Below are 18,582 nucleotides of genomic sequence, written 5' to 3' on the forward strand. Positions count from 1 at the left end.
ATGGCGGTCCTGCTGCTCAAATTGGCGGGTCCGCTGCAATCGTGGGGGTCTTCGAGTAGGTTCGCTGAGCGCGGAACAGAGCACGAGCCGACGAAGAGCGGCGTTGTGGGTCTGCTTGCCTCAGCTTTGGGCCGTTACCGAACAGATCCCGTTGATGACCTTGCAGCATTGCGCTTTGGCGTGCGTATCGATCAGCCTGGAACATTTGTAAGCGACTTTCAAACCGAGCACAAACGAAAGTGGGACTCGCAGAGCGCTCGATGGGTGTCGGGCGATGCCCTGCCTTTAACTTGTCGGCATTATCTGGCCGATGCTGTGTTTGTTGCGGCCCTTGAGGGCGATTTGGGACTCTTGCAAAGGTGCGCCGAGGCGCTTGACGCTCCGGCGTTTCCCCTGTTTCTAGGTCGCCGTTCCTGTCCACCCGCGTGCAGAGTACATATTGGGCTGTTTGAGGATGCGGCGTTGCTCCAAGCTTTGCGCAGTCACCCCTGGGAAGCAAGCGAGAGATATCAGGGCAACTGGAAGTTCCGCGGTAAAGAAAGCGTTGACCTGGAGATTCTCTACGATAAGCAGGGTTCTGACGAAGGCGAGGGCTACGATGTTCCGCTGCGCGACGTGCCCATCAGCTTTTCGCAGGAGCATCGCCAATACAGCTTTCGTACTGTTGCCCATACAACAGCAACGGTTAGGAACCCGAAATATGTTGGCACGCAGGCCGACCATGATCCTTGTTCTGCTCTAGGAAAGGAGGTATAGCCGATGTTCTTTACCCAGTTTCCCATCAATATGACGCGGAGGGAGTCGCGTGCGATGCTCGCCTCGCCCTATCGCATGCATGCGGCGATTGCAGGCAGCTTCCCCTTTTCTCAGACGAGCGGGGACGGCCGCGTGCTTTGGCGCGTGGATAGAATGCCTGATGGGGGTTCTCGCCTTTATATCGTGAGCCCTGGCAAGCCGAGCTTGGTAGGGCTTGATGAACAAATCGGGTGGCCCGACTGCGAACCGCAGTGGGGCACGCGCGGATACGATCCGTTTTTGGGGCGCATCTCGAACGGACAGACCTATTCGTTTCGCTTGGTAGCGAATCCGTCGCTCAACAGAAGCACGCGTGGCGGCAAAAGCGACCTGCTAAACAGCGAGGGCGAACCTAAGAGAAATAGAATTGGCCACCTGACCATTCTGGAGCAAACTGCCTGGCTCGTTGGAGCTCAAGCATATAAGGGCGCCGACAAGGAAGTGCCAAGCATTTTTGCGCCCGAGCGGGGATCACGTGCCCAAAGGAATGGTTTTGAGGTTTTGAGCGACGATGAGGGCTGTCCAAGCTTGATTGTTAGTAATTCCAACAGAATCTCGTTTACCAAGGGTGTCCAAGGAAACAAAGTCACCTTTACGCGCGCCCAGTACGATGGCGTGTTGCGCGTGACCGATGCTGATGCCTTGCGCCATGCGCTTGTGTGTGGCATCGGGCATGCCAAAGGATTCGGATGCGGCCTTCTCACGCTGGTTCCACTGGATAGGTGAGCGGCATGGGCGATAATCCTGGCATGATCAAGCCTGATTTGCGCGCACTGCCCACGATAAAGGAGCGAATGACGTTTCTTTATGTCGAGCGATGTCTTGTGAGCAGGCAAGATGGCGCAGTGAGCATAACCGATGCGCGCGGAACGGCGTATGTCCCCGCGGCTTCTCTTGGGGTGCTTATGCTGGGGCCTGGGACCAATATCTCTCATCGTGCGGTTGAGTTGCTCGGCGATTCGGGGACAAGCGTGATTTGGGTGGGCGAGCACGGCGTTCGCTACTATGCGCACGGCCGCCCGCTCACCCATTCTTCTCGGTTGGTTGTCGCGCAGGCTGAACTCGTGTCGAACACTCGAAGGCGTCTTGCCGTGGCACGAGCGATGTACGGCATGCGCTTTCCCGGCGAGGATGTATCGAATTACACGATGCAGCAGCTCCGTGGCCGCGAGGGAGCTCGGATTCGAACACTCTATCGGCGGCTGTCGAAGCAATACGACGTCCCATGGGAGGGGAGGGAATACAACCCCGATGATTTTCTTGATGCAAGCCCAATCAATCAGGCGCTGTCGGCTGCCCATGCATGCCTTTACGGAGTCGTTCACAGCGTGATTGTGGCGCTGGGGTGCTCTCCGGCATTGGGATTTGTCCACGTTGGCCATGAGCGCTCGTTTGTGTATGACATTGCCGATTTGTATAAAGCAGAGGTGACGATTCCCATCGCTTTCGAAGTGGCTTCCGATCCTCCAGAGGATATCGGGGCGGAAACGCGTCGGTGCACTCGTGATGCGTTTCTTGACGGGAAGATAATGGAGCGCTGTGCTCGCGATATCAGGGGTCTGCTGCTGGGCGACTTCGAGACAGAGGACGAGCCTGATATCGATACGATGTTCCTCTGGGATGAGAGGCGCCCTGCCGTTGCTTTTGGAGTGTCCTATGGCAAGGAAAACGACGTCCAGGTGGATGCCACCGAAGAGAATAACGGAGTGCTTGTGGAAGGATAACGGGTGATTGTTGTTGTTTTGGAAAAATGCCCTCTTGCACTTCGCGGCGACCTAACGAAATGGTTGCAGGAGATTAGCCTAGGCGTGTATGTCGGCAGGGTGAGCGCGCGTGTAAGGGACGAGCTTTGGAGCCGTATTTGCAAAGAATGCAAAACAGGGCGTGCCACGATGGTTTTTTCTGCACGCAACGAGCAACACCTCAACTATCGAGTGCACAACACCGCGTGGGAACCTATCGATTTTGATGGCATCAAGCTGATGATGCGGCCTTCGCCTTCGCGCATGAAGGCCCTTGGCACGAAGAGAGTGGGATGGAGTTACGCGGCGATGCGATCGAAGGCACGTCGCGGGAGCGTGGCAGCCGAAACGGACGAGCCGCGCGAATACGTTGTACTTGATGTTGAGACCACGGGGCTGGACCCGGACAAAGATGCGATTATCGAGATTGCCGCCATCAAAGTTGAGCAGGGTGTTGAGGCGGGCAGGTTCCATGAACTTATTCGATACGAGAAAGGGATCCCTAAGAAGATAGTCGAGCTAACAGGCATTACCGATGAGATGCTTGCCGAAAAGGGGATCGAGCTTGAGCGAGCGGTGAGCGGCCTGCTTTCCTTTGTCGGGAGCCGCATAGTGGTTGCGCATAACGCTTCGTTCGATACCGGCTTCGTGCAGGCAGCGTGCGAAGAATGCGACCTAGACGATTTTGACAATGAGTGCATCGACACCATTACACTGGCAAAGAAGAAGATGCCCGATGCGCCGAACTATCGCTTGAAGACCCTGCTCGGCCTTTTGAACCTTGACAATCAAATACCCCATCGTGCCGAGTCTGATTGTGAGGCGACCTTGAGCTTGTTTAGCAAACTGATTAAAATGGGGTCCACATCAAAGGGATAGGGTGTTTTGAGCTGGGATTTTTAAGTCTGCTCCCCGCACGCGCGGGGATGATCCCCGACCGCTGTTCATCAACAACGTCCAGACCGACTGCTCCCCGCACGCGCGGGGATGATCCCATGTTCGCTGTCCGCTGCGAGTTCGAGGTCGGCTGCTCCCCGCACGCGCGGGGATGATCCTGGAACCGACCAGTCGAATGCGTGGTGTGCGATCTGCTCCCCGCACGCGCGGGGATGATCCACCCCGTATACGAATGCCAGCTGAAGATGCTAGGCTGCTCCCCGCACGCGCGGGGATGATCCCTCCGGCGCTGTCCATTCCTGCCGGATGATGACCTGCTCCCCGCACGCGCGGGGATGATCCCGCAAGGGCGCTCCTCTGCGCATGAACGGCCTCCTGCTCCCCGCACGCGCGGGGATGATCCCAGCGATTCAATGAGCATGACAAGGCAGCTCTACTGCTCCCCGCACGCGCGGGGATGATCCCGTCGATACCTTCATGCCGTTGGCGTACGTGATCTGCTCCCCGCACGCGCGGGGATGATCCCTGCTTGCCAAGCATCTCAAGATGGTCGATGTGCTGCTCCCCGCACGCGCGGGGATGATCCCAGGCAACCGAGACGCCATGCGCGCCACCGATTCTGCTCCCCGCACGCGCGGGGATGATCCCTGTCGATGTTGCAGAAGAAAACCGAACGGGTGCTGCTCCCCGCACGCGCGGGGATGATCCCGTACAGCACCACCACCAGACGATGATTGCCGACTGCTCCCCGCACGCGCGGGGATGATCCCGCCTTCGTCCTCTCCCCGCAGGCCAAGACCCTCTGCTCCCCGCACGCGCGGGGATGATCCCGCCGAGCGCGACTACTCAAAGGGCGTTCGCTACTGCTCCCCGCACGCGCGGGGATGATCCCGCCGAGCGCGACTACTCCAATGGCGTTCGTTACTGCTCCCCGCACGCGCGGGGATGATCCCGTCTGGACGCATGTCGTGAGCGTCTGCATGGCCTGCTCCCCGCACGCGCGGGGATGATCCCACGATCAGAACGGCTCTCGTTCAGCCATTCGGCTGCTCCCCGCACGCGCGGGGATGATCCCATGACGGTCTCGTCGAACTTCTTTGCGATAGCCTGCTCCCCGCACGCGCGGGGATGATCCCAGCGGTCGGTTGGTGGTGTCCTTGGTCTTGAGCTGCTCCCCGCACGCGCGGGGATGATCCCCCGACAGCCTGATGCCCGCATGACAGCTCGTACTGCTCCCCGCACGCGCGGGGATGATCCCGCTAGAAGCGATGCTCTCGTTTGCGGGATGGCCTGCTCCCCGCACGCGCGGGGATGATCCCGAGCGCCGCTAGTTTTTTACTTCGATGCCCTCCTGCTCCCCGCACGCGCGGGGATGATCCCTCGCCCGCGTCCATCAAACCGTCTAGGTTGAGCTGCTCCCCGCACGCGCGGGGATGATCCCGCGCTGTCGAGCAGTCCCTTCACCGAGCCGGACTGCTCCCCGCACGCGCGGGGATGATCCCGAGCTCGTGGCCATGCTCGCCACCGACGACAACTGCTCCCCGCACGCGCGGGGATGATCCCGAAATCGTAGAGCGCAAGAGCGTCGGAAATCGCTGCTCCCCGCACGCGCGGGGATGATCCCGCACGCGGTGACGAGTACGCCGATGTCGTCTGCTGCTCCCCGCACGCGCGGGGATGATCCCCCGGCGATTTTCAAGAAACTCGTCAGCGGCGACTGCTCCCCGCACGCGCGGGGATGATCCCGGTGGCGGCGCCGATTTCAAGGATGTTCCACACTGCTCCCCGCACGCGCGGGGATGATCCCGCCATGTCCAGCTCGAAGGAGCGCAGGCGTGACTGCTCCCCGCACGCGCGGGGATGATCCACTTGCACGTGGCGCAGCGCTCACCAACTTTGCCTGCTCCCCGCACGCGCGGGGATGATCCCGACTTATCATGCACTAGCTTGTCTAGTCCGTACTGCTCCCCGCACGCGCGGGGATGATCCCATGTTGCGCTGCCAGAGGTTGAGCGTCATGGACTGCTCCCCGCACGCGCGGGGATGATCCCCTCTCCACCGTGTGCATGGCGATGGTGAACCGCTGCTCCCCGCACGCGCGGGGATGATCCCGCTGTCATTGGCACCGTCCTCGCCGCCATCAACTGCTCCCCGCACGCGCGGGGATGATCCCCGTGGTCAACTCGTCCCCCGCGACCACTCGGCCTGCTCCCCGCACGCGCGGGGATGATCCCAGAGCTGTTCAAAGCGTTAGGAACAGCCTCCACTGCTCCCCGCACGCGCGGGGATGATCCCTCGAACAACTCGTTGGCGATTGCATAAACGTCCTGCTCCCCGCACGCGCGGGGATGATCCCGAGACGCGCTATATCATCGAGCCGCCTAAGTACTGCTCCCCGCACGCGCGGGGATGATCCCACGTCGCAAAAGTCATCGACCTTGCGACGAAGCTGCTCCCCGCACGCGCGGGGATGATCCCGTGCAGCCTGCCCACCGCATCTGCAATGAGCGCTGCTCCCCGCACGCGCGGGGATGATCCCGAGAAGCCCATAAACGAGAAAAGCCCCCGCAGCTGCTCCCCGCACGCGCGGGGATGATCCCGGGGCCGGCGGGGGAGCCCGCGCGGCAAAGAACTGCTCCCCGCACGCGCGGGGATGATCCCGGATGGGTGGATGGGTCAACCACCACAAGTGACTGCTCCCCGCACGCGCGGGGATGATCCCGATGCCGGCTGTTTTGAAATAGGATACTGACCCTGCTCCCCGCACGCGCGGGGATGATCCCGTCTTCCCGCACCGCTATTGGTCGAGCACGGCCTGCTCCCCGCACGCGCGGGGATGATCCCGACAGCGACAAGACAGCCACGGATATTAGCCGCTGCTCCCCGCACGCGCGGGGATGATCCCGTGCACCACCACCACCAGACGATGATTGCCGACTGCTCCCCGCACGCGCGGGGATGATCCCGCGATATAGAGCCGGATTATTCCGGCTACGTCCTGCTCCCCGCACGCGCGGGGATGATCCTCACGTGCGGAGCGCCGAGCGGCGGTCTGCTCGCTGCTCCCCGCACGCGCGGGGATGATCCCACGTTTCCGTCCGCCACGACCACGGGCGGGTTCTGCTCCCCGCACGCGCGGGGATGATCCCGGGCTGGGCGTCGATGTCGACTTCTAGCGAGCCTGCTCCCCGCACGCGCGGGGATGATCCCACATGCGCGTTCTGCCTGATGCTCGCCGGGCGCGGGGCGGTCTACCATAGCCGGAAGACGGCAGGACAGTTCGACCACTGGCACAGGCACTGCACGTGCAAGATCGTGCCGAGCTTCTTGGGTGACAAGTACGAAGTGCTCGTCGAGGGGCACGATCCGAAGGACGCACAGAGATGGAGCGACCGCGTCGAGGATGCCAAGAAATCGAAAAAGGAGATTCCAGATTATCCTGATGATGCGGGCGCGGAAGCCGAAGCGCTCCAAGGAGCCCTCGACGACGCGTGGGCGGCTCACCTAAAAAACGGTTCGACAAAAACTACGTATCGCGAATGCTACGCAAAGGCTGTCCGCTCCGTGGTTCCTGAAAACCCAATCGAGATCGAGGACTTCTCGAAACTCGACGGAAAGGAGCTTCAGGAGGCGATGTGGCTGGCAAAAACTGGCCATAAGATTAAATTCAGGAACCCGAACGACCATAAAGGCACGGACGGTAACACATCGGACGTCCTCCTCGACGGTGTCACCTGCGACTTCAAGACAATCAGCTCCCCAAAGGTCAAGAAGGCGGTAGGGGAGATCACCGCGAAGCTCGATAGGCAAGGCCCCGAGTTTCTTCTGGATATTACGGAAAGCCGAATCACGGAAGATGAGGCACTTGTCCGCATGGCACAGCTTCTCGATGATCCGGATATAACGAAGATCTTCGTGGTAAAAACGGCCGAATATACGAGCTAAAAAAATGACCGGAGGTCTGCCCGGGCCCCGTAGCCCAAGCTTTCTCCGGTCGACTTGATTATACCCCACATCGGGGCGTGGCGGAATGGCAGACGCGCGTGCCTCAGGAGCACGTGGGCATCGCCCGTGCGGGTTCGAGTCCCGCCGCCCCGACCAAAACGTTGAACCAGGCCATCCGCACGGGTGGTCTTTTTCATGCCGAAAAGCGCCCCGCACGGGGCAAGACGATGCCCCGCACGGGGCGGAAATGGAGGGAGCATGGCCCAGGAGACCACGCCCGCCGAGACCGATCCGATCGACCCTGCACAGGGCGGAGAGACCGGTCAAGAGCCCGACTACAAGGCGCTCTACGAGAACGCGCTGAATGAGTCGCGCAAAGACTTTCGCAGCCTCACGCAACATCGACCTCTCCATGATGCCTTCTGGCTTGTTTCTGCTACCGATGCGCCCTAAAACAGGCAGTTCTCAATCAGCTCTTTACCGCGCAGGGTGCCGACCCACTCCTGTGGAATTGCGTCCATGCCGTAGGTTGTGCCTGCGAGTGCACCTGCGACGGCTGCGGTGGTGTCGGTGTCGTCGCCCAGGTTGACGGCGGCAAGCACGCAGTCTTCGTAGCTGCTGGTGTTGACGAAGCACCAGGTGGCTGCCTTAAGCGTGTCGCGCACGAAGCCGCCGGATCTGATTTCGTGCTCGGGCGCGCTTTTCAGCTGCAGCGCCCACGAGGGGAGTGCGCCGCTCAGCACGTCTCTCATCAGCTCGATAAATATGACGCATGTGTCGGTCGATGTTCTATGAGCGTGGGTGATTGCAGAGACCTCACGGATCTCTTCGTCCGTCGCGTCGACAAACGCCAGGGGCGCGATGCGCATGAGCGATCCGTTGCCGTTGTCGCGCTCGCCGGAGCCTCCTTTGCCGGTGCGCAGGGCTCGAGCGGTCGTGCCGCCGTAATCGAAAACACCGTCAATCGTATACTCGCCACGGGCAATCCAGCCTACGAACTTGTCGCGCATGTCTGCGGTGTCGATATGCCCGAGCTCCCTAATCGAGTCACAGGTAGCAAGCGTCATAGATGTGTCGTCGCTCCAGGTGCCGGCGGGTTGCCCATGCGTGCCGTAGCCGATCATGTCCATGCATTCGAACGTGCCGCGAGGCATAAACTCGTATGGAACGCCCAGCGCGTCGCCGACGGCAAGTCCGTAGATGCAGTCGCGCAGTGTTGTTTTCGGTCTGTCTGTCATGGAAAACTCCTCTTACACTTCGGATTGGAGATGCGCGGCAATCAGCGGCAATATGTCCAGCTCGATTCGCGACGCGGTGCGTAGCGAATCGAGAGAACTCAATGGTCAATATGTCAAAATGGTATGCATAGACGTCTCTTTACACGGCAACAGGCATTTCTTTCGGGCGTCCTGCCTTTGGGGCGTCGGCGAGTCGTGCCTCGATGGAAGCTTTGGACACCATGCGCTTGGCGCCATCCTTCCATGAATCCAACAGTCCTGCATTTATCAGTTGCGATACCCGTGCTGAGCTAACACCGAGCATACGAGCGGCATCCGCTGCGGTGACGGCGGGGATGTCGCCGAGTTCGCGGCTGACGGCCACGGCGATAATCTTGCCGCCGTGTTGTGGCTGGTGTCCAAAGTCCGGCGCGGGAAGATCGACGCCGCCCATAAGGTGATCGTCTACCATACATGCGAGAAAATCGGCGGCGCTTTCGACAGCGTCGTTTAGGTCGGATCCGAACGTTCCACCTCCGCCCAGCGAGCCACATGGCACAGCGTCGACAACGCCGTCCGAATCAAAGAACTCGAATTCCCATACGTAAACCATGTAAGACCTCCTCTAAAACTCGATGCGAAATGTGATGAGGATGAGCTATCGAAGTCCTGCCTGCCTTAAGATTCTTTTGGTAATTTGATCCTCAATCTCTCGGTGGCGTTTCACGAGCACGAGTTTATCTCCTTTGACGAACTTCTCGTGATTAGTGCCTCCTTTCGAGATGAAGCCGGCTTCTTCGAGGATGCGGATCAATTCGCGTCTCTGCATCTTAGCCTCTTTCAATAACTATATATTAGCACTTCCTAAGGGTTTTAGACTTAAATCTTCGCTATTGCTAACCCTTTGTCTCACTTCGCCATCCTTGGATGGCGGCTTATATTCCTTGTGGTATTAGTTTATTTGCTCGTGCGGACACGATTTGGTGTTCTGCGCGCGACCGCGAAAAGGGTCGACAGGATCAAGGACCGCGACGTTTTTCTACGTAACCGGCTGTTGACTGCCTGTGTCTTTAGCCTGAGCAGCCGCTCCCAGGCGCAGGAATTCGTCAACGTGCTCAATATGGTGATGTGACCGGGCGCTTTCGAACACAAAAAACCGGGATGCAAGGAGTCACACCTTGCATCCCGGCTGAGCTAAAACGGCGCTGCTGCATGCCGTTGGAGCTTTAGCGCTTGATCTCGATATCGTCGAGCTTGACGTCCATGGCCTCGGTCTTGGCCTTGGCGATGTCATCGGCAAACTCCAGGGACTTCATCATGGTCTCGACAGCGTCCTTGTGCTCTTCTACGTTGTCGATGCGCACATACACGCTGCCACCGTCAACGTCGGTGAAGTACTCGGTCGTCACACCGCCGGAGTGCGTGAAGTAGGCGCTGCGCCAGGTCTTGCCGTTGTACTTAACGGGGTCGCTCTCGGTCCATCCGGAGTTGGCCTTCCACTTTGCCTCGTAGTCGAACAGCTCGTCGGCGTTCTTGTCAGAGTCGAAGACAGGGATGAAGCGATCGCTGGCGTGCTCGCTCTCGGTGAACTTAAACTGGGCCCTATCGGCGGTGTCGCCAGCGACGTCGGTAATCTCGACGCCCTCGGGGACCTCGACCTTAAACCAGATGAAGTCGGTCCTCATATCCACGGCTGGTTTTTCTGCTCCGCCGCCACCGCCACTGCCGGTAGCGCCACCGCTTCCGCCGCAACCCACCAGGGCAACTGCAGCAAAGAGACTGATGCAGAGGGTGAGAATCGCAAAGGCCTTCTTTTTCATGGTCGTGTCTCCTCATCTGTAACCGCCCATGGATTACCTGCCTTTACTGTACGCGCGAGCGGCTCGTAAGGGTGGGCCATGTGTCCCATTCTGAGGGCTGGATTTGCGCCGTTAAGTGGCAATATGTCCGGGCGCAAAAGAGGGGAGGGCCGGTGCTGCTGTCCTTCCACTGGTCCCATGTTTGGTGCGGTGGGGCGGAGCGTAGCCGGGGGCTGCGAATCTTGACGATGGACGCATCCGGGTAGTCATCGTGGGTGTCTCGCCACAGCTTTTTGTGCAAAAAGGGGTCCGCACCTTTTGCGGTGCGGACCCCTTTGCGTTGCAACAAGTTGCTGCGGCGTGTTTCGAAGTTGAAATTACTTGCGAACCTTAGACACGACAGCGCTGGCGACAAAGCAGGCGATTGCCATGATGCCTATAGCAGCGACGATGTTGGCGGAGGCGTCACCCGTGTTGGGCAGATCCTGCTTGTTTGCCTTGGTCTTATTTGCAGGCTTGCCGGCAGGCTTGTTGTCGGAAGGCTTGTTGTCGGAAGGCTTGGGCGCGGGCTCATCCTTCTTCCACTGGGCGTAGAGCGTCACAGGAGCGGAAAGCTCAACCTTATCGCCCGCGGCATAGCTTGTGCCGGAGCCGTCCTTTGCGGTGTTCCAGCCCACGAAGGAGTAGCCCTTGCGCACCGGCTGCTCGGCCGTAACCTCGGCCTCGGTAACGTGCTCGACGGTAGCGAAATCGACAGTTTGCTTATCCTCGGAACCGTTCAGGTCGTAGGAGAGATCGTAGGCCTTTTCCACGAAATCAGGCTTGACGAAGCCGCAGTACTTGCACTTAGGGGTTCCCGTACGAGTCCAAGTACCGGCATTGTCAGAGGCCCACTCGGTGTAGGTGACATCGTAGGCGTTGTCATGCTCGCCGTCGGTGTAGGAGTGGGTCTTCATCTCGCCTTTGAACGTCTCGCCTTCTTTTTTGGACCACACGAGAGTGCCGCCAATGTAGACATCGGTGCGGCCGGTGTCGTTGCCCGACTTGCCACCAAAGCCAAAGAGCTGCGAGCAGGTAGTGATGTCGCGCGCATTCTTAGCATAGTTACCGGTAAAGTTAACCGTATTGGTACCGGTAATGTTGAGGATGTACTTGAAGTCCCCCATATTAGAGTCGTTGATGTTCAAAGCTTGCTTGTGGGCAAGCAAGCTGGTTGCCGAGTTGAACGTGCAATTATTCACGTTAACGGTAATGTCATGGCTGCCGGCACCGGCATCGGTGTAGACATTAATAACCTTGCCACTGGCATTAAAGGTGCAGCTGTCAAACGTCATGGTCGGCGAGCTGTACGTCCAGATGGCGTAATCGCCATTCGGGGCGTTGAACGTCGTGTTCCTGAACTCGGCGGAAGAATAACCCCAGTAGAACGTCTTGCCATTAACAATGCAGCTGTCTACCACGGTTTTGTCGGCACGAATGAAGCCAAGATAGTCCGCAGAGCCCGAACGCAGCTTCATGTTCTTGAACGTAACGGTGCCGGCGCCGTCAAAGGAATAGTCGCCGTTGTACTCGGTACCATAGTTTGCAGGATCGGGAACCTCCGCACCGATGTTCCATGCGGTCTTGTCCGTGCCTAGACCCTCAAAGGTAAGGTCCTTGCCCTTGGTGTGACCCACGGAGCTCACGCCGTAGAGGGTATAGTTGCCCTCGCCGAGCTTGATGGTGTCGCCGCTCTCCGCCTTTTCGGTAGCGGTGGCAAGATCGCTGTAGATTTCACCGGTGCGGGCATTGGTAATCGTGCCGGCGGCACCGTCTGCGAAAGCAGGCGATGCTACGCCCATCGTGACGAGCGCAACGGCAAACAGCGCTGCGACCGCACGAGAGACCGTTTTCAAAAACGACTTCATGCTGAGACTCCTTCGACTCTAAAAGTATTAAATCAGCATAAATATTATAGAGCTTCTGACATTTTGCTAAACCCCTATTTCGCGCCTTTATCGGTACGCCAATCTTTCTCACGCTTCTTGCATATTTATTCCGCATACCTGCATCTTTGTTGCATCGGATTGTGCAACAAAGATACATTCGTTTTGCCGGTGTGGTTTGCGCGATGGCACTTGGTGTGTCTATGGCCCAATGGACTGGGCGCAAGACTGACCTTGATAGGGGTCGCGATTGATTGCTTGGCGATAAGCGCAGCGATGTTGCGCCTATCGCCCGCCATAGAAAAGTGCGATAACTGGGCGCACTGACGCGAATGCTCTTATGGGCTAGACTAGGCACCACGAAATACACGATGCGTACGGGCGGCGCCGACTGTCCGATTAGCTTGGCAAGCATTGAGGGTGCATGCACATGAGCCAAGAGATGATGGATAAGACCTGCCGAGGGTTTGCCGAGGCGCTTGCCGCGCGCGAGCCGGTTCCCGGCGGCGGTAGCGCGAGCGCCTTTGTGGGCGCGCTGGGAGCCTCACTTTGCGGGATGGTTGCTCGCTACGGTGCGACCAATCCCGCGCTTGCCGATCGAGCGGACGATTTGGCGCACGCGTTTGCTCAGGCTGATGAGCTGGCCCAGGAGCTTGTCGAGTTGGTTGCCGAGGACGTTCGTGCCTACGGGCAGGTGTCCGCGGCGTACGGTATTTCGCGCGAGGATCCGGCTCGACCGGCTGCGATTCAGGATGCGCTGCACGTGGCGGCTATGCCACCGTATCGCATTATGGATGCCTGCGGGCGCGCGCTGGCGCTGCTCGAGGACATGGCGGACAAGGGGTCGCGCCAGCTGCTGTCCGACGTGGCTTGTGGCGCCGTGTTCTGCCGCGCCGCCATGCAGGGCGCGAGTCTGACGCTCTTTGCCAACACTACGTCTATGAAAGACCGGGCACGCGCCGAGGAGCTCGAGGCGGCGTGCGATGAGCTGCTCGATACGTGGCTGCCGCGTGCCGATGCGCTGGCGCGCCGTGCCGCCGACGCAGCCAGGAAGAGGGGATAGCCATGGCCGAGCTGCTCAAAGGCGCTCCCGTTGCCCGTACTTTGACCGAGGAACTTGCCGCTCGCTGCGCTGCTTTGCGCGAACGCGGCGTTGTGCCGACGCTGGCCATCGTTCGTGTGGGCGAGCGCGAGGACGATCTATCGTACGAGCGCGGCGCCCTCAAGCGCTGTGAAAAGGCTGGCATTGAGGCTCGCCGCGTTTTGCTTCCTGCCGATGCTTCGCAGGATGAGCTGCTGGCGGCTATTAAGGACATCAATGCCGACCCCGCCGTTCATGGCTGCCTAGTGTTTCGCCCACTGCCCGCTGGGCTTGACGAGGATGCGGTTGCCGCGGCACTCGATCCCGCCAAGGATGTCGACTCCATGACGCCGGCCTCGCTACTTACCACGCTTTCGGGGCGAGGCGAGGGCTTTGCTCCTTGCACGGCTGAGGCCGTGTTGGCGTTGCTGGACCATTACGGTGTTGAGCTGGATGGGGCCAAGGTCGCGGTCGTCGGTCGGTCTCAGGTGATTGGCCGTCCCGTTGCCGCCATGCTTACGGCTCGCAATGCCACGGTGACGACGTGCCATACGCATACGCGCGACCTTGCTGCCGAGTGTCGTGCGGCTGATGTTGTGGTTGCGGCCGTTGGGCGCGCGCACACGATTGGCGCGGATGCGGTTCGCGAGGGCCAGACGATCATCGATGTGGGCATTAACTGGGACGAGGCCGCCGGCAAGCTGGTCGGCGACGTCGATTTTGATGCTGCGGAGCCAATCGTTAACGCCATCACACCCGTGCCGGGCGGCGTGGGGGCTGTGACCACCGCGATTCTCGCCAAACACGTGATCGAAGCGGTCGAGCGCACATCGAAATAGGCTTTTGACCACGGGGGCTGCCGAGGCTGTGGTTTCGCCCTTTTTGCACCGAAGCGATACACTGTTGCCGTTTGATTTCTTCGCTCAAGGAGGATGCGCATGCCGTGCACAACGATTTTGGTCGGTAAGAACGCGAGCTACGACGGGTCGACGCTGGTTGCCCGCAACGAGGACTCGTCCAATGGGGTGTTTGAGCCCAAGCGCATGCGCGTAGTGCATCCCGACGAGCAGCCGCGTGTCTACACGAGTGTCCTGAGCCACCTGACCGTTGAGCTGCCCGACAATCCCATGCGTTACACAAGCGTCCCCGACGTTGTCCCGGGTCATGGCATTTGGGCCGAGGCCGGTTTCAACGAGCTCAATGTTGGCATGTCCGCAACCGAGACGCTCACCACCAACGAGCGCGTCCGCGGCGCCGATCCGCTCGTGGATTTCGTGCCCGCCAAGGGCAACGAGGGCGAGGACGGCTATGTGCCGGCGCAGCCCGGCGGTTTGGGCGAGGAGGACATGGTGACCCTGGTGCTGCCATACGCCAAGTCCGCCCGCGACGGTGTGCGCATTCTGGGCGACCTGCTCGAGCGCTACGGCACCTACGAGAACAACGGCATCGCCTTTAGCGACGTTGACGAGATCTGGTGGCTCGAGACCATCGGCGGCCACCACTGGATCGCCAAGCGCGTGCCCGACGACGCCTATGTGACCATGCCCAACCAGCTGGGTATCGACAGCTTTGACTTGGACGACGCCGAGGGCGCGCAGGTCGACCACATGTGCTCGGCCGACCTACGCACCTGGATGGCCGAGTGGCATCTGGACCTGACGCTGGGCGTTAAGGGCGACGGTCCCGCCGCGGTCTTTAACCCGCGCGAGGCCTTTGGCTCGCACAGCGACAGCGACCACGTCTACAACACACCGCGCGCCTGGTACATGCAGCGCTGTCTCAACCCCAGCGATGTGTGGGACGGTCCCGACGCCGACTACACGCCCGAGAGCGACGACATTCCCTGGAGCCGCGTGCCCGAGCGCAAGGTGACCCTCGAGGACATCAAGTACGTGCTTTCGAGCCACTACCAGGGCACGGAGTACGACTGCTACGGCAGCAAGGGTACGCCCGCCACGCGCGGCGCCTATCGTCCCATCGGCATCAACCGCAACAGCCAGCTCGCCGTGCTGCAGCTGCGCCCCTATGCGCAGCCGGCGTATCGCGCCGTGCAGTGGATGGCGTTTGGCTCCAACTCGTTTAACGCGCTTGTGCCGCTGTACGCCAATGTCGAGACCATGCCCGAGTACTATGCCGACACGCAGGCTCGCGTGACGTCCGAGAATTTCTATTGGGCAAATCGCCTGATTGGCGCCTTGGCCGATGTTCGCTTCCATGAGTGCGGTCGCGCGGTCGAGGATTATCAGGAGAAGGTCGGCGGCATGGGCCACAAGCAGATCCACGACGTTGACGCCGTTGTAGCCGTACTGCCCGAGGCCGAGGTGCCCGCCGAGCTCGCCCGCGCCAACGAGGCCTTTGCCGAGCTTGTGCGCGTGGAGACCGATGCCCTGTTGGGTAAGGTGCTCTACACCACGAGCTGTGCCATGAAGAATTCCTTCGCGATGAACGATAACATTAGGTAAAAGCCACATTGCAGCGAACGAGCGAGGCAAACGCCGTCAAAGGCTTTGCCTCGCTCGATTTCTATCCCGGTGACAAACGATTTTGTGTCGTTTGCTCAATCTTGGGTACAAGTAGGCCAATGAAGTTGTTCACGATTGGAGCCAACCATGGTTATGAAATTCGATCAGCTTGTTAACGGTGCCATCAACGTGGGCTTCGGTGCCGCCGCCGTTGCCGTCGAGGGCGGCAAGAAGGTCCTCGACGACCTCAATGCCAAGGGCGAGCAGGTGCGCAAGGACGCCGGCACCCCCGATATCGCCCGCAGCGTGTCCGACATGTTCGAACAGGCCGGCGGCACCATCTCCGACCTGACCGAGCGCCTGGGCATGCAGGGCGAGACCGCGGCCCAGCGCGTGCTCGACGAGCTCATCCTCGCCCGCGTGCGCGTCATGACCGCCCCCGAGCGCACGGCCTTTTTGGCCCATGTGCGCGACATCGTCGATTCGGTCGAGGACAACGTGACCTCGGTGCCCGTCGAGTCCGTTGAGCCCGACGACGCAGAGGACGCCGAAGAGGCCGAGTAGCAGCGCAGATGGCAGATTCCACCACCGATTACAGCAATCAAGATCCCTTGGGTGACGAGGCGGCGGTTGTCGATGAGGTCGAGGCCGCCGTCTCGGGCGCTCGCAAGAAGCCGCGCGCTGTCGATATGGTCCCCGAGGAGCCCGACGCGATGGCGCCGGACGAGGAATACCAGCTCACGCCGGCAGGTCGTCGTGAGCGCATCGGTCAGATCGTTCGCCTGATCAAAAAGTACCGCGTGTGGGATAACCTCACGCCGGTGCGCCTGCGTCGTCTGCTCGAAGAGCTCGGCCCCATGTTCGTTAAGATGGGGCAGATTCTGGCTAACCGCTCCGAGATTTTGCCGCAGCGGTTTTGCGACGAGCTGCGCCGTCTGCGCTCCGACGTAGAGCCGGTGCCGTATGAGGTAGTGCTCCGCTGTTTGGAAGAGGAATACGGCCAGCGCCTGGGGCAGATATTCGACGCGATTGACCCCAACCCGCTCGGTAGCGCGTCGCTCGCGCAGGTGCACCGCGCCCGTCTGGTGACTGGCGAGGACGTGGCCGTTAAGGTGCAGCGCCCCGGCGCGCAGCAGGTGATGGCTCAGGACATCGACATCATCCGTTCGGTGGTGCGCATCGTTTCCAAGTTCGTCAACACCGACCAGTTTGTGGACCTGCATGGCGTGGTCGAAGAGCTGTGGACCTCGTTTCGCGAGGAGACCAACTTTTTGGCCGAGGCCAAAAACCTCAACGATTTCTATGACTTCCACAAAAGCGTGCATGGCGTCTCGTGTCCCAAATCCTACTTGGACCTTTGCACCGAACACGTCGTGGTCATGGACTACATCGACGGCATCTCCATTGCCGACCCCAAACGCCTTGAGGCCGAGGGTTATGACTTGGAAAAGATTGGCGCCGCGATCGTCGAGGACTACTCGACGCAGGTGCTCGACGACGGCTTTTTCCATGCCGACCCGCATGCGGGAAACATTATCCTCAAGGACGGCATCGTCTACTTTATCGACCTGGGCATGGTCGGGCGCATGTCGAGTCACGACCGCGGTATCGTCAAGGATATGATTTTCGCCGTGGCCGAAGGTGACGTTCCCAAGCTCAAGGATTCGCTTATGCGCTTTGCCGTGACGCGCGGCGATTCTGCCGAGCTCGACCATTCGGCCTTTTTGTCCGACTTGGACTTTATCGTCGCCGACTTTGCAGGGCTCGACCTTAAGGACCTGGATATCGGCGAGTTTTTAACCTCGCTGTTAAATCTGGCGCGCAAAAACGACGTTGAGCTGCCGAGCGTGGTGACGATGTTCGCGCGTGGCATGGTGACACTCGAGGGTCTGCTGACCGAGTATATGCCCGACGTCAACATGATCCAGATCATCCAGACGCACATCAAAAACGAGAAGAGCACCTATGCGCGCGTCCGCGAAATGGGGCACGATCTTGCCGCGAGCAGCTATCGCGCGGCAAAAGGCTCGCTCGAGGCGGCCGAGTATCTGGGCTTGGCGTCGCGCATGCTCACGCGCGGCCAGCTTAAGGTGAACACGCAGATCATGAGCAGCGATAAGGCGCTGCGACAGCTGGGTGGAATTGTCGACCGCATGTCGATGGCAATTGTGATCGCCGGCCTGTTTATCGGCTCGTCGGTGGTGTACTACGCGCGCATCGAGCCGGTTGTGTTCGGTATCCCGGTCATTGGCTTTATGGGCTACGTGAGTGCGCTGGCGCTGGCGCTGATGCTGGGCCGCGAGATCTGGCGCAACAGTCACGGCGGCAAGCGGTAGAGACTGCGACCGTCACCGCATTCTCCTATCGCAAACAATAGCTTTTACCTTGGGCTTCGCCTGCGTGCGGGGCCCTTTTGCGTGCTACCATATTGACAGTAATAATCGATGGCCTAGATGGTGGTGCGGAGACGCACGAATGCGCGGTTTTCCTGCGTGTTTGGGAGAATCGGGGTGCAAGTCCCCGGCTGTACCAGTAACCGTAATTCCTCTTGGCCCGGGATGGTCGCGTCGCAGATCGGACGGCGTGCCCGGGCCGGTAAGGTTAAGTCGGATCGCCTCCCATCTTGTACGCGGCCGCGGCGCATGCCGCCGGTACGCGTTGGGCTCTGGAGGGAAGGGGGACCCCGATGGGGGTACTCGAGCGCAATATGCGCGATGAC

Annotated in this window: 16 protein-coding genes, 1 tRNA gene, 1 pseudogene and 1 CRISPR repeat array; of the genes and pseudogenes, 13 read left to right on the forward strand and 5 right to left on the reverse strand. The window is 60.1% G+C overall.

Features of this window, described 5'->3' with window-relative positions:
• The 8 genes and pseudogenes from cas5e (at position 1) to ACTQX9_RS03765 (ending at position 7,832) form a co-directional block, all read left to right on the forward strand.
• The gene (cas5e, locus tag ACTQX9_RS03730; RefSeq protein ID WP_441540522.1) at positions 1-756 is read left to right on the forward strand and encodes a type I-E CRISPR-associated protein Cas5/CasD; all 756 of its coding nucleotides are present in this window, start codon (positions 1-3) and stop codon (positions 754-756) included.
• Between the two features lie 3 nt (positions 757-759).
• Positions 760-1,521: a type I-E CRISPR-associated protein Cas6/Cse3/CasE gene (gene cas6e / locus ACTQX9_RS03735; protein WP_441032287.1), complete on the forward strand. Its 762-nt coding sequence runs from the start codon at positions 760-762 to the stop codon at positions 1,519-1,521.
• Positions 1,522-1,526: 5 nt separating this feature from the next.
• Complete coding sequence (gene cas1e / locus ACTQX9_RS03740) at positions 1,527-2,519, forward strand: type I-E CRISPR-associated endonuclease Cas1e (protein ID WP_441540523.1); 993 nt, start codon at positions 1,527-1,529, stop codon at positions 2,517-2,519.
• Positions 2,520-2,522: 3 nt separating this feature from the next.
• Positions 2,523-3,416 carry a type I-E CRISPR-associated endoribonuclease Cas2e gene (cas2e, locus tag ACTQX9_RS03745; RefSeq protein WP_441540524.1) on the forward strand — a complete coding sequence of 298 codons (894 nt, stop codon included), beginning with the start codon at positions 2,523-2,525 and terminating at the stop codon, positions 3,414-3,416.
• A 26-nt stretch (positions 3,417-3,442) separates the two neighbouring features.
• Positions 3,443-6,644: direct repeats of the CRISPR family, unit length 29 nt; unit sequence CTGCTCCCCGCACGCGCGGGGATGATCCC.
• Between the two features lie 12 nt (positions 6,645-6,656).
• A pseudogene (locus tag ACTQX9_RS03750) lies at positions 6,657-6,800 on the forward strand (VG15 protein); the annotation flags it as partial.
• The gene (locus tag ACTQX9_RS03755) at positions 6,780-7,379 is read left to right on the forward strand and encodes a hypothetical protein (protein ID WP_441540595.1); all 600 of its coding nucleotides are present in this window, start codon (positions 6,780-6,782) and stop codon (positions 7,377-7,379) included. The pseudogene ACTQX9_RS03750 and the gene ACTQX9_RS03755, both read left to right, overlap by 21 nt.
• 71 nt (positions 7,380-7,450) lie before the next feature.
• Positions 7,451-7,535 (forward strand) — tRNA-Leu (locus tag ACTQX9_RS03760).
• Positions 7,536-7,637: 102 nt separating this feature from the next.
• Complete coding sequence (locus tag ACTQX9_RS03765; RefSeq protein ID WP_427795742.1) at positions 7,638-7,832, forward strand: hypothetical protein; 195 nt, start codon at positions 7,638-7,640, stop codon at positions 7,830-7,832.
• On the opposite strand, the gene ACTQX9_RS03770 is transcribed toward ACTQX9_RS03765, so the two are convergent.
• From ACTQX9_RS03770 to ACTQX9_RS03790, 5 genes are all read right to left on the reverse strand, one after another.
• Positions 7,829-8,617: an ADP-ribosylglycohydrolase family protein gene (locus ACTQX9_RS03770; protein ID WP_441540525.1), complete on the reverse strand. Its 789-nt coding sequence runs from the start codon at positions 8,615-8,617 to the stop codon at positions 7,829-7,831. The two genes, ACTQX9_RS03765 and ACTQX9_RS03770, sit on opposite strands and share 4 nt — an antisense overlap.
• 139 nt (positions 8,618-8,756) lie before the next feature.
• Positions 8,757-9,209 (reverse strand): helix-turn-helix domain-containing protein, encoded by a 453-nt coding sequence (locus ACTQX9_RS03775; protein WP_441540526.1) that lies wholly within the window; start codon positions 9,207-9,209, stop codon positions 8,757-8,759.
• A gap of 45 nt (positions 9,210-9,254) precedes the next feature.
• On the reverse strand, positions 9,255-9,425 hold the full coding sequence (locus ACTQX9_RS03780; protein ID WP_427795745.1) for a type II toxin-antitoxin system HicA family toxin: 171 nt from the start codon (positions 9,423-9,425) through the stop codon (positions 9,255-9,257).
• A 397-nt stretch (positions 9,426-9,822) separates the two neighbouring features.
• Positions 9,823-10,416 (reverse strand): hypothetical protein, encoded by a 594-nt coding sequence (locus ACTQX9_RS03785; RefSeq protein WP_441042047.1) that lies wholly within the window; start codon positions 10,414-10,416, stop codon positions 9,823-9,825.
• A gap of 356 nt (positions 10,417-10,772) precedes the next feature.
• Positions 10,773-12,302 carry an InlB B-repeat-containing protein gene (locus ACTQX9_RS03790; RefSeq protein WP_441540527.1) on the reverse strand — a complete coding sequence of 510 codons (1,530 nt, stop codon included), beginning with the start codon at positions 12,300-12,302 and terminating at the stop codon, positions 10,773-10,775.
• Between the two features lie 448 nt (positions 12,303-12,750).
• Here ACTQX9_RS03790 and ACTQX9_RS03795 point away from each other — a divergent pair, with 448 nt between their 5' ends.
• From ACTQX9_RS03795 to ACTQX9_RS03815, 5 genes are all read left to right on the forward strand, one after another.
• A complete protein-coding gene (locus ACTQX9_RS03795) occupies positions 12,751-13,383 on the forward strand; it encodes a cyclodeaminase/cyclohydrolase family protein (RefSeq protein ID WP_441540528.1) in 633 nt (210 codons plus the stop codon).
• A 2-nt stretch (positions 13,384-13,385) separates the two neighbouring features.
• Positions 13,386-14,240, forward strand: a complete 855-nt coding sequence (locus ACTQX9_RS03800) for a bifunctional 5,10-methylenetetrahydrofolate dehydrogenase/5,10-methenyltetrahydrofolate cyclohydrolase (RefSeq protein WP_441540529.1) — start codon at positions 13,386-13,388, stop codon at positions 14,238-14,240.
• Between the two features lie 99 nt (positions 14,241-14,339).
• Positions 14,340-15,863, forward strand: coding sequence for a C69 family dipeptidase (locus tag ACTQX9_RS03805; RefSeq protein ID WP_441540530.1), 1,524 nt, complete (start codon positions 14,340-14,342; stop codon positions 15,861-15,863).
• Positions 15,864-16,016: 153 nt separating this feature from the next.
• Positions 16,017-16,427: a hypothetical protein gene (locus ACTQX9_RS03810; RefSeq protein WP_229770640.1), complete on the forward strand. Its 411-nt coding sequence runs from the start codon at positions 16,017-16,019 to the stop codon at positions 16,425-16,427.
• An 8-nt stretch (positions 16,428-16,435) separates the two neighbouring features.
• Positions 16,436-18,199: an ABC1 kinase family protein gene (locus ACTQX9_RS03815; RefSeq protein ID WP_441540531.1), complete on the forward strand. Its 1,764-nt coding sequence runs from the start codon at positions 16,436-16,438 to the stop codon at positions 18,197-18,199.
• Positions 18,200-18,582 lie beyond the last annotated feature (383 nt).

The organism is Collinsella sp. LCP19S3_F2, from assembly GCF_052121015.1.
Taxonomy (GTDB): domain Bacteria; phylum Actinomycetota; class Coriobacteriia; order Coriobacteriales; family Coriobacteriaceae; genus Collinsella.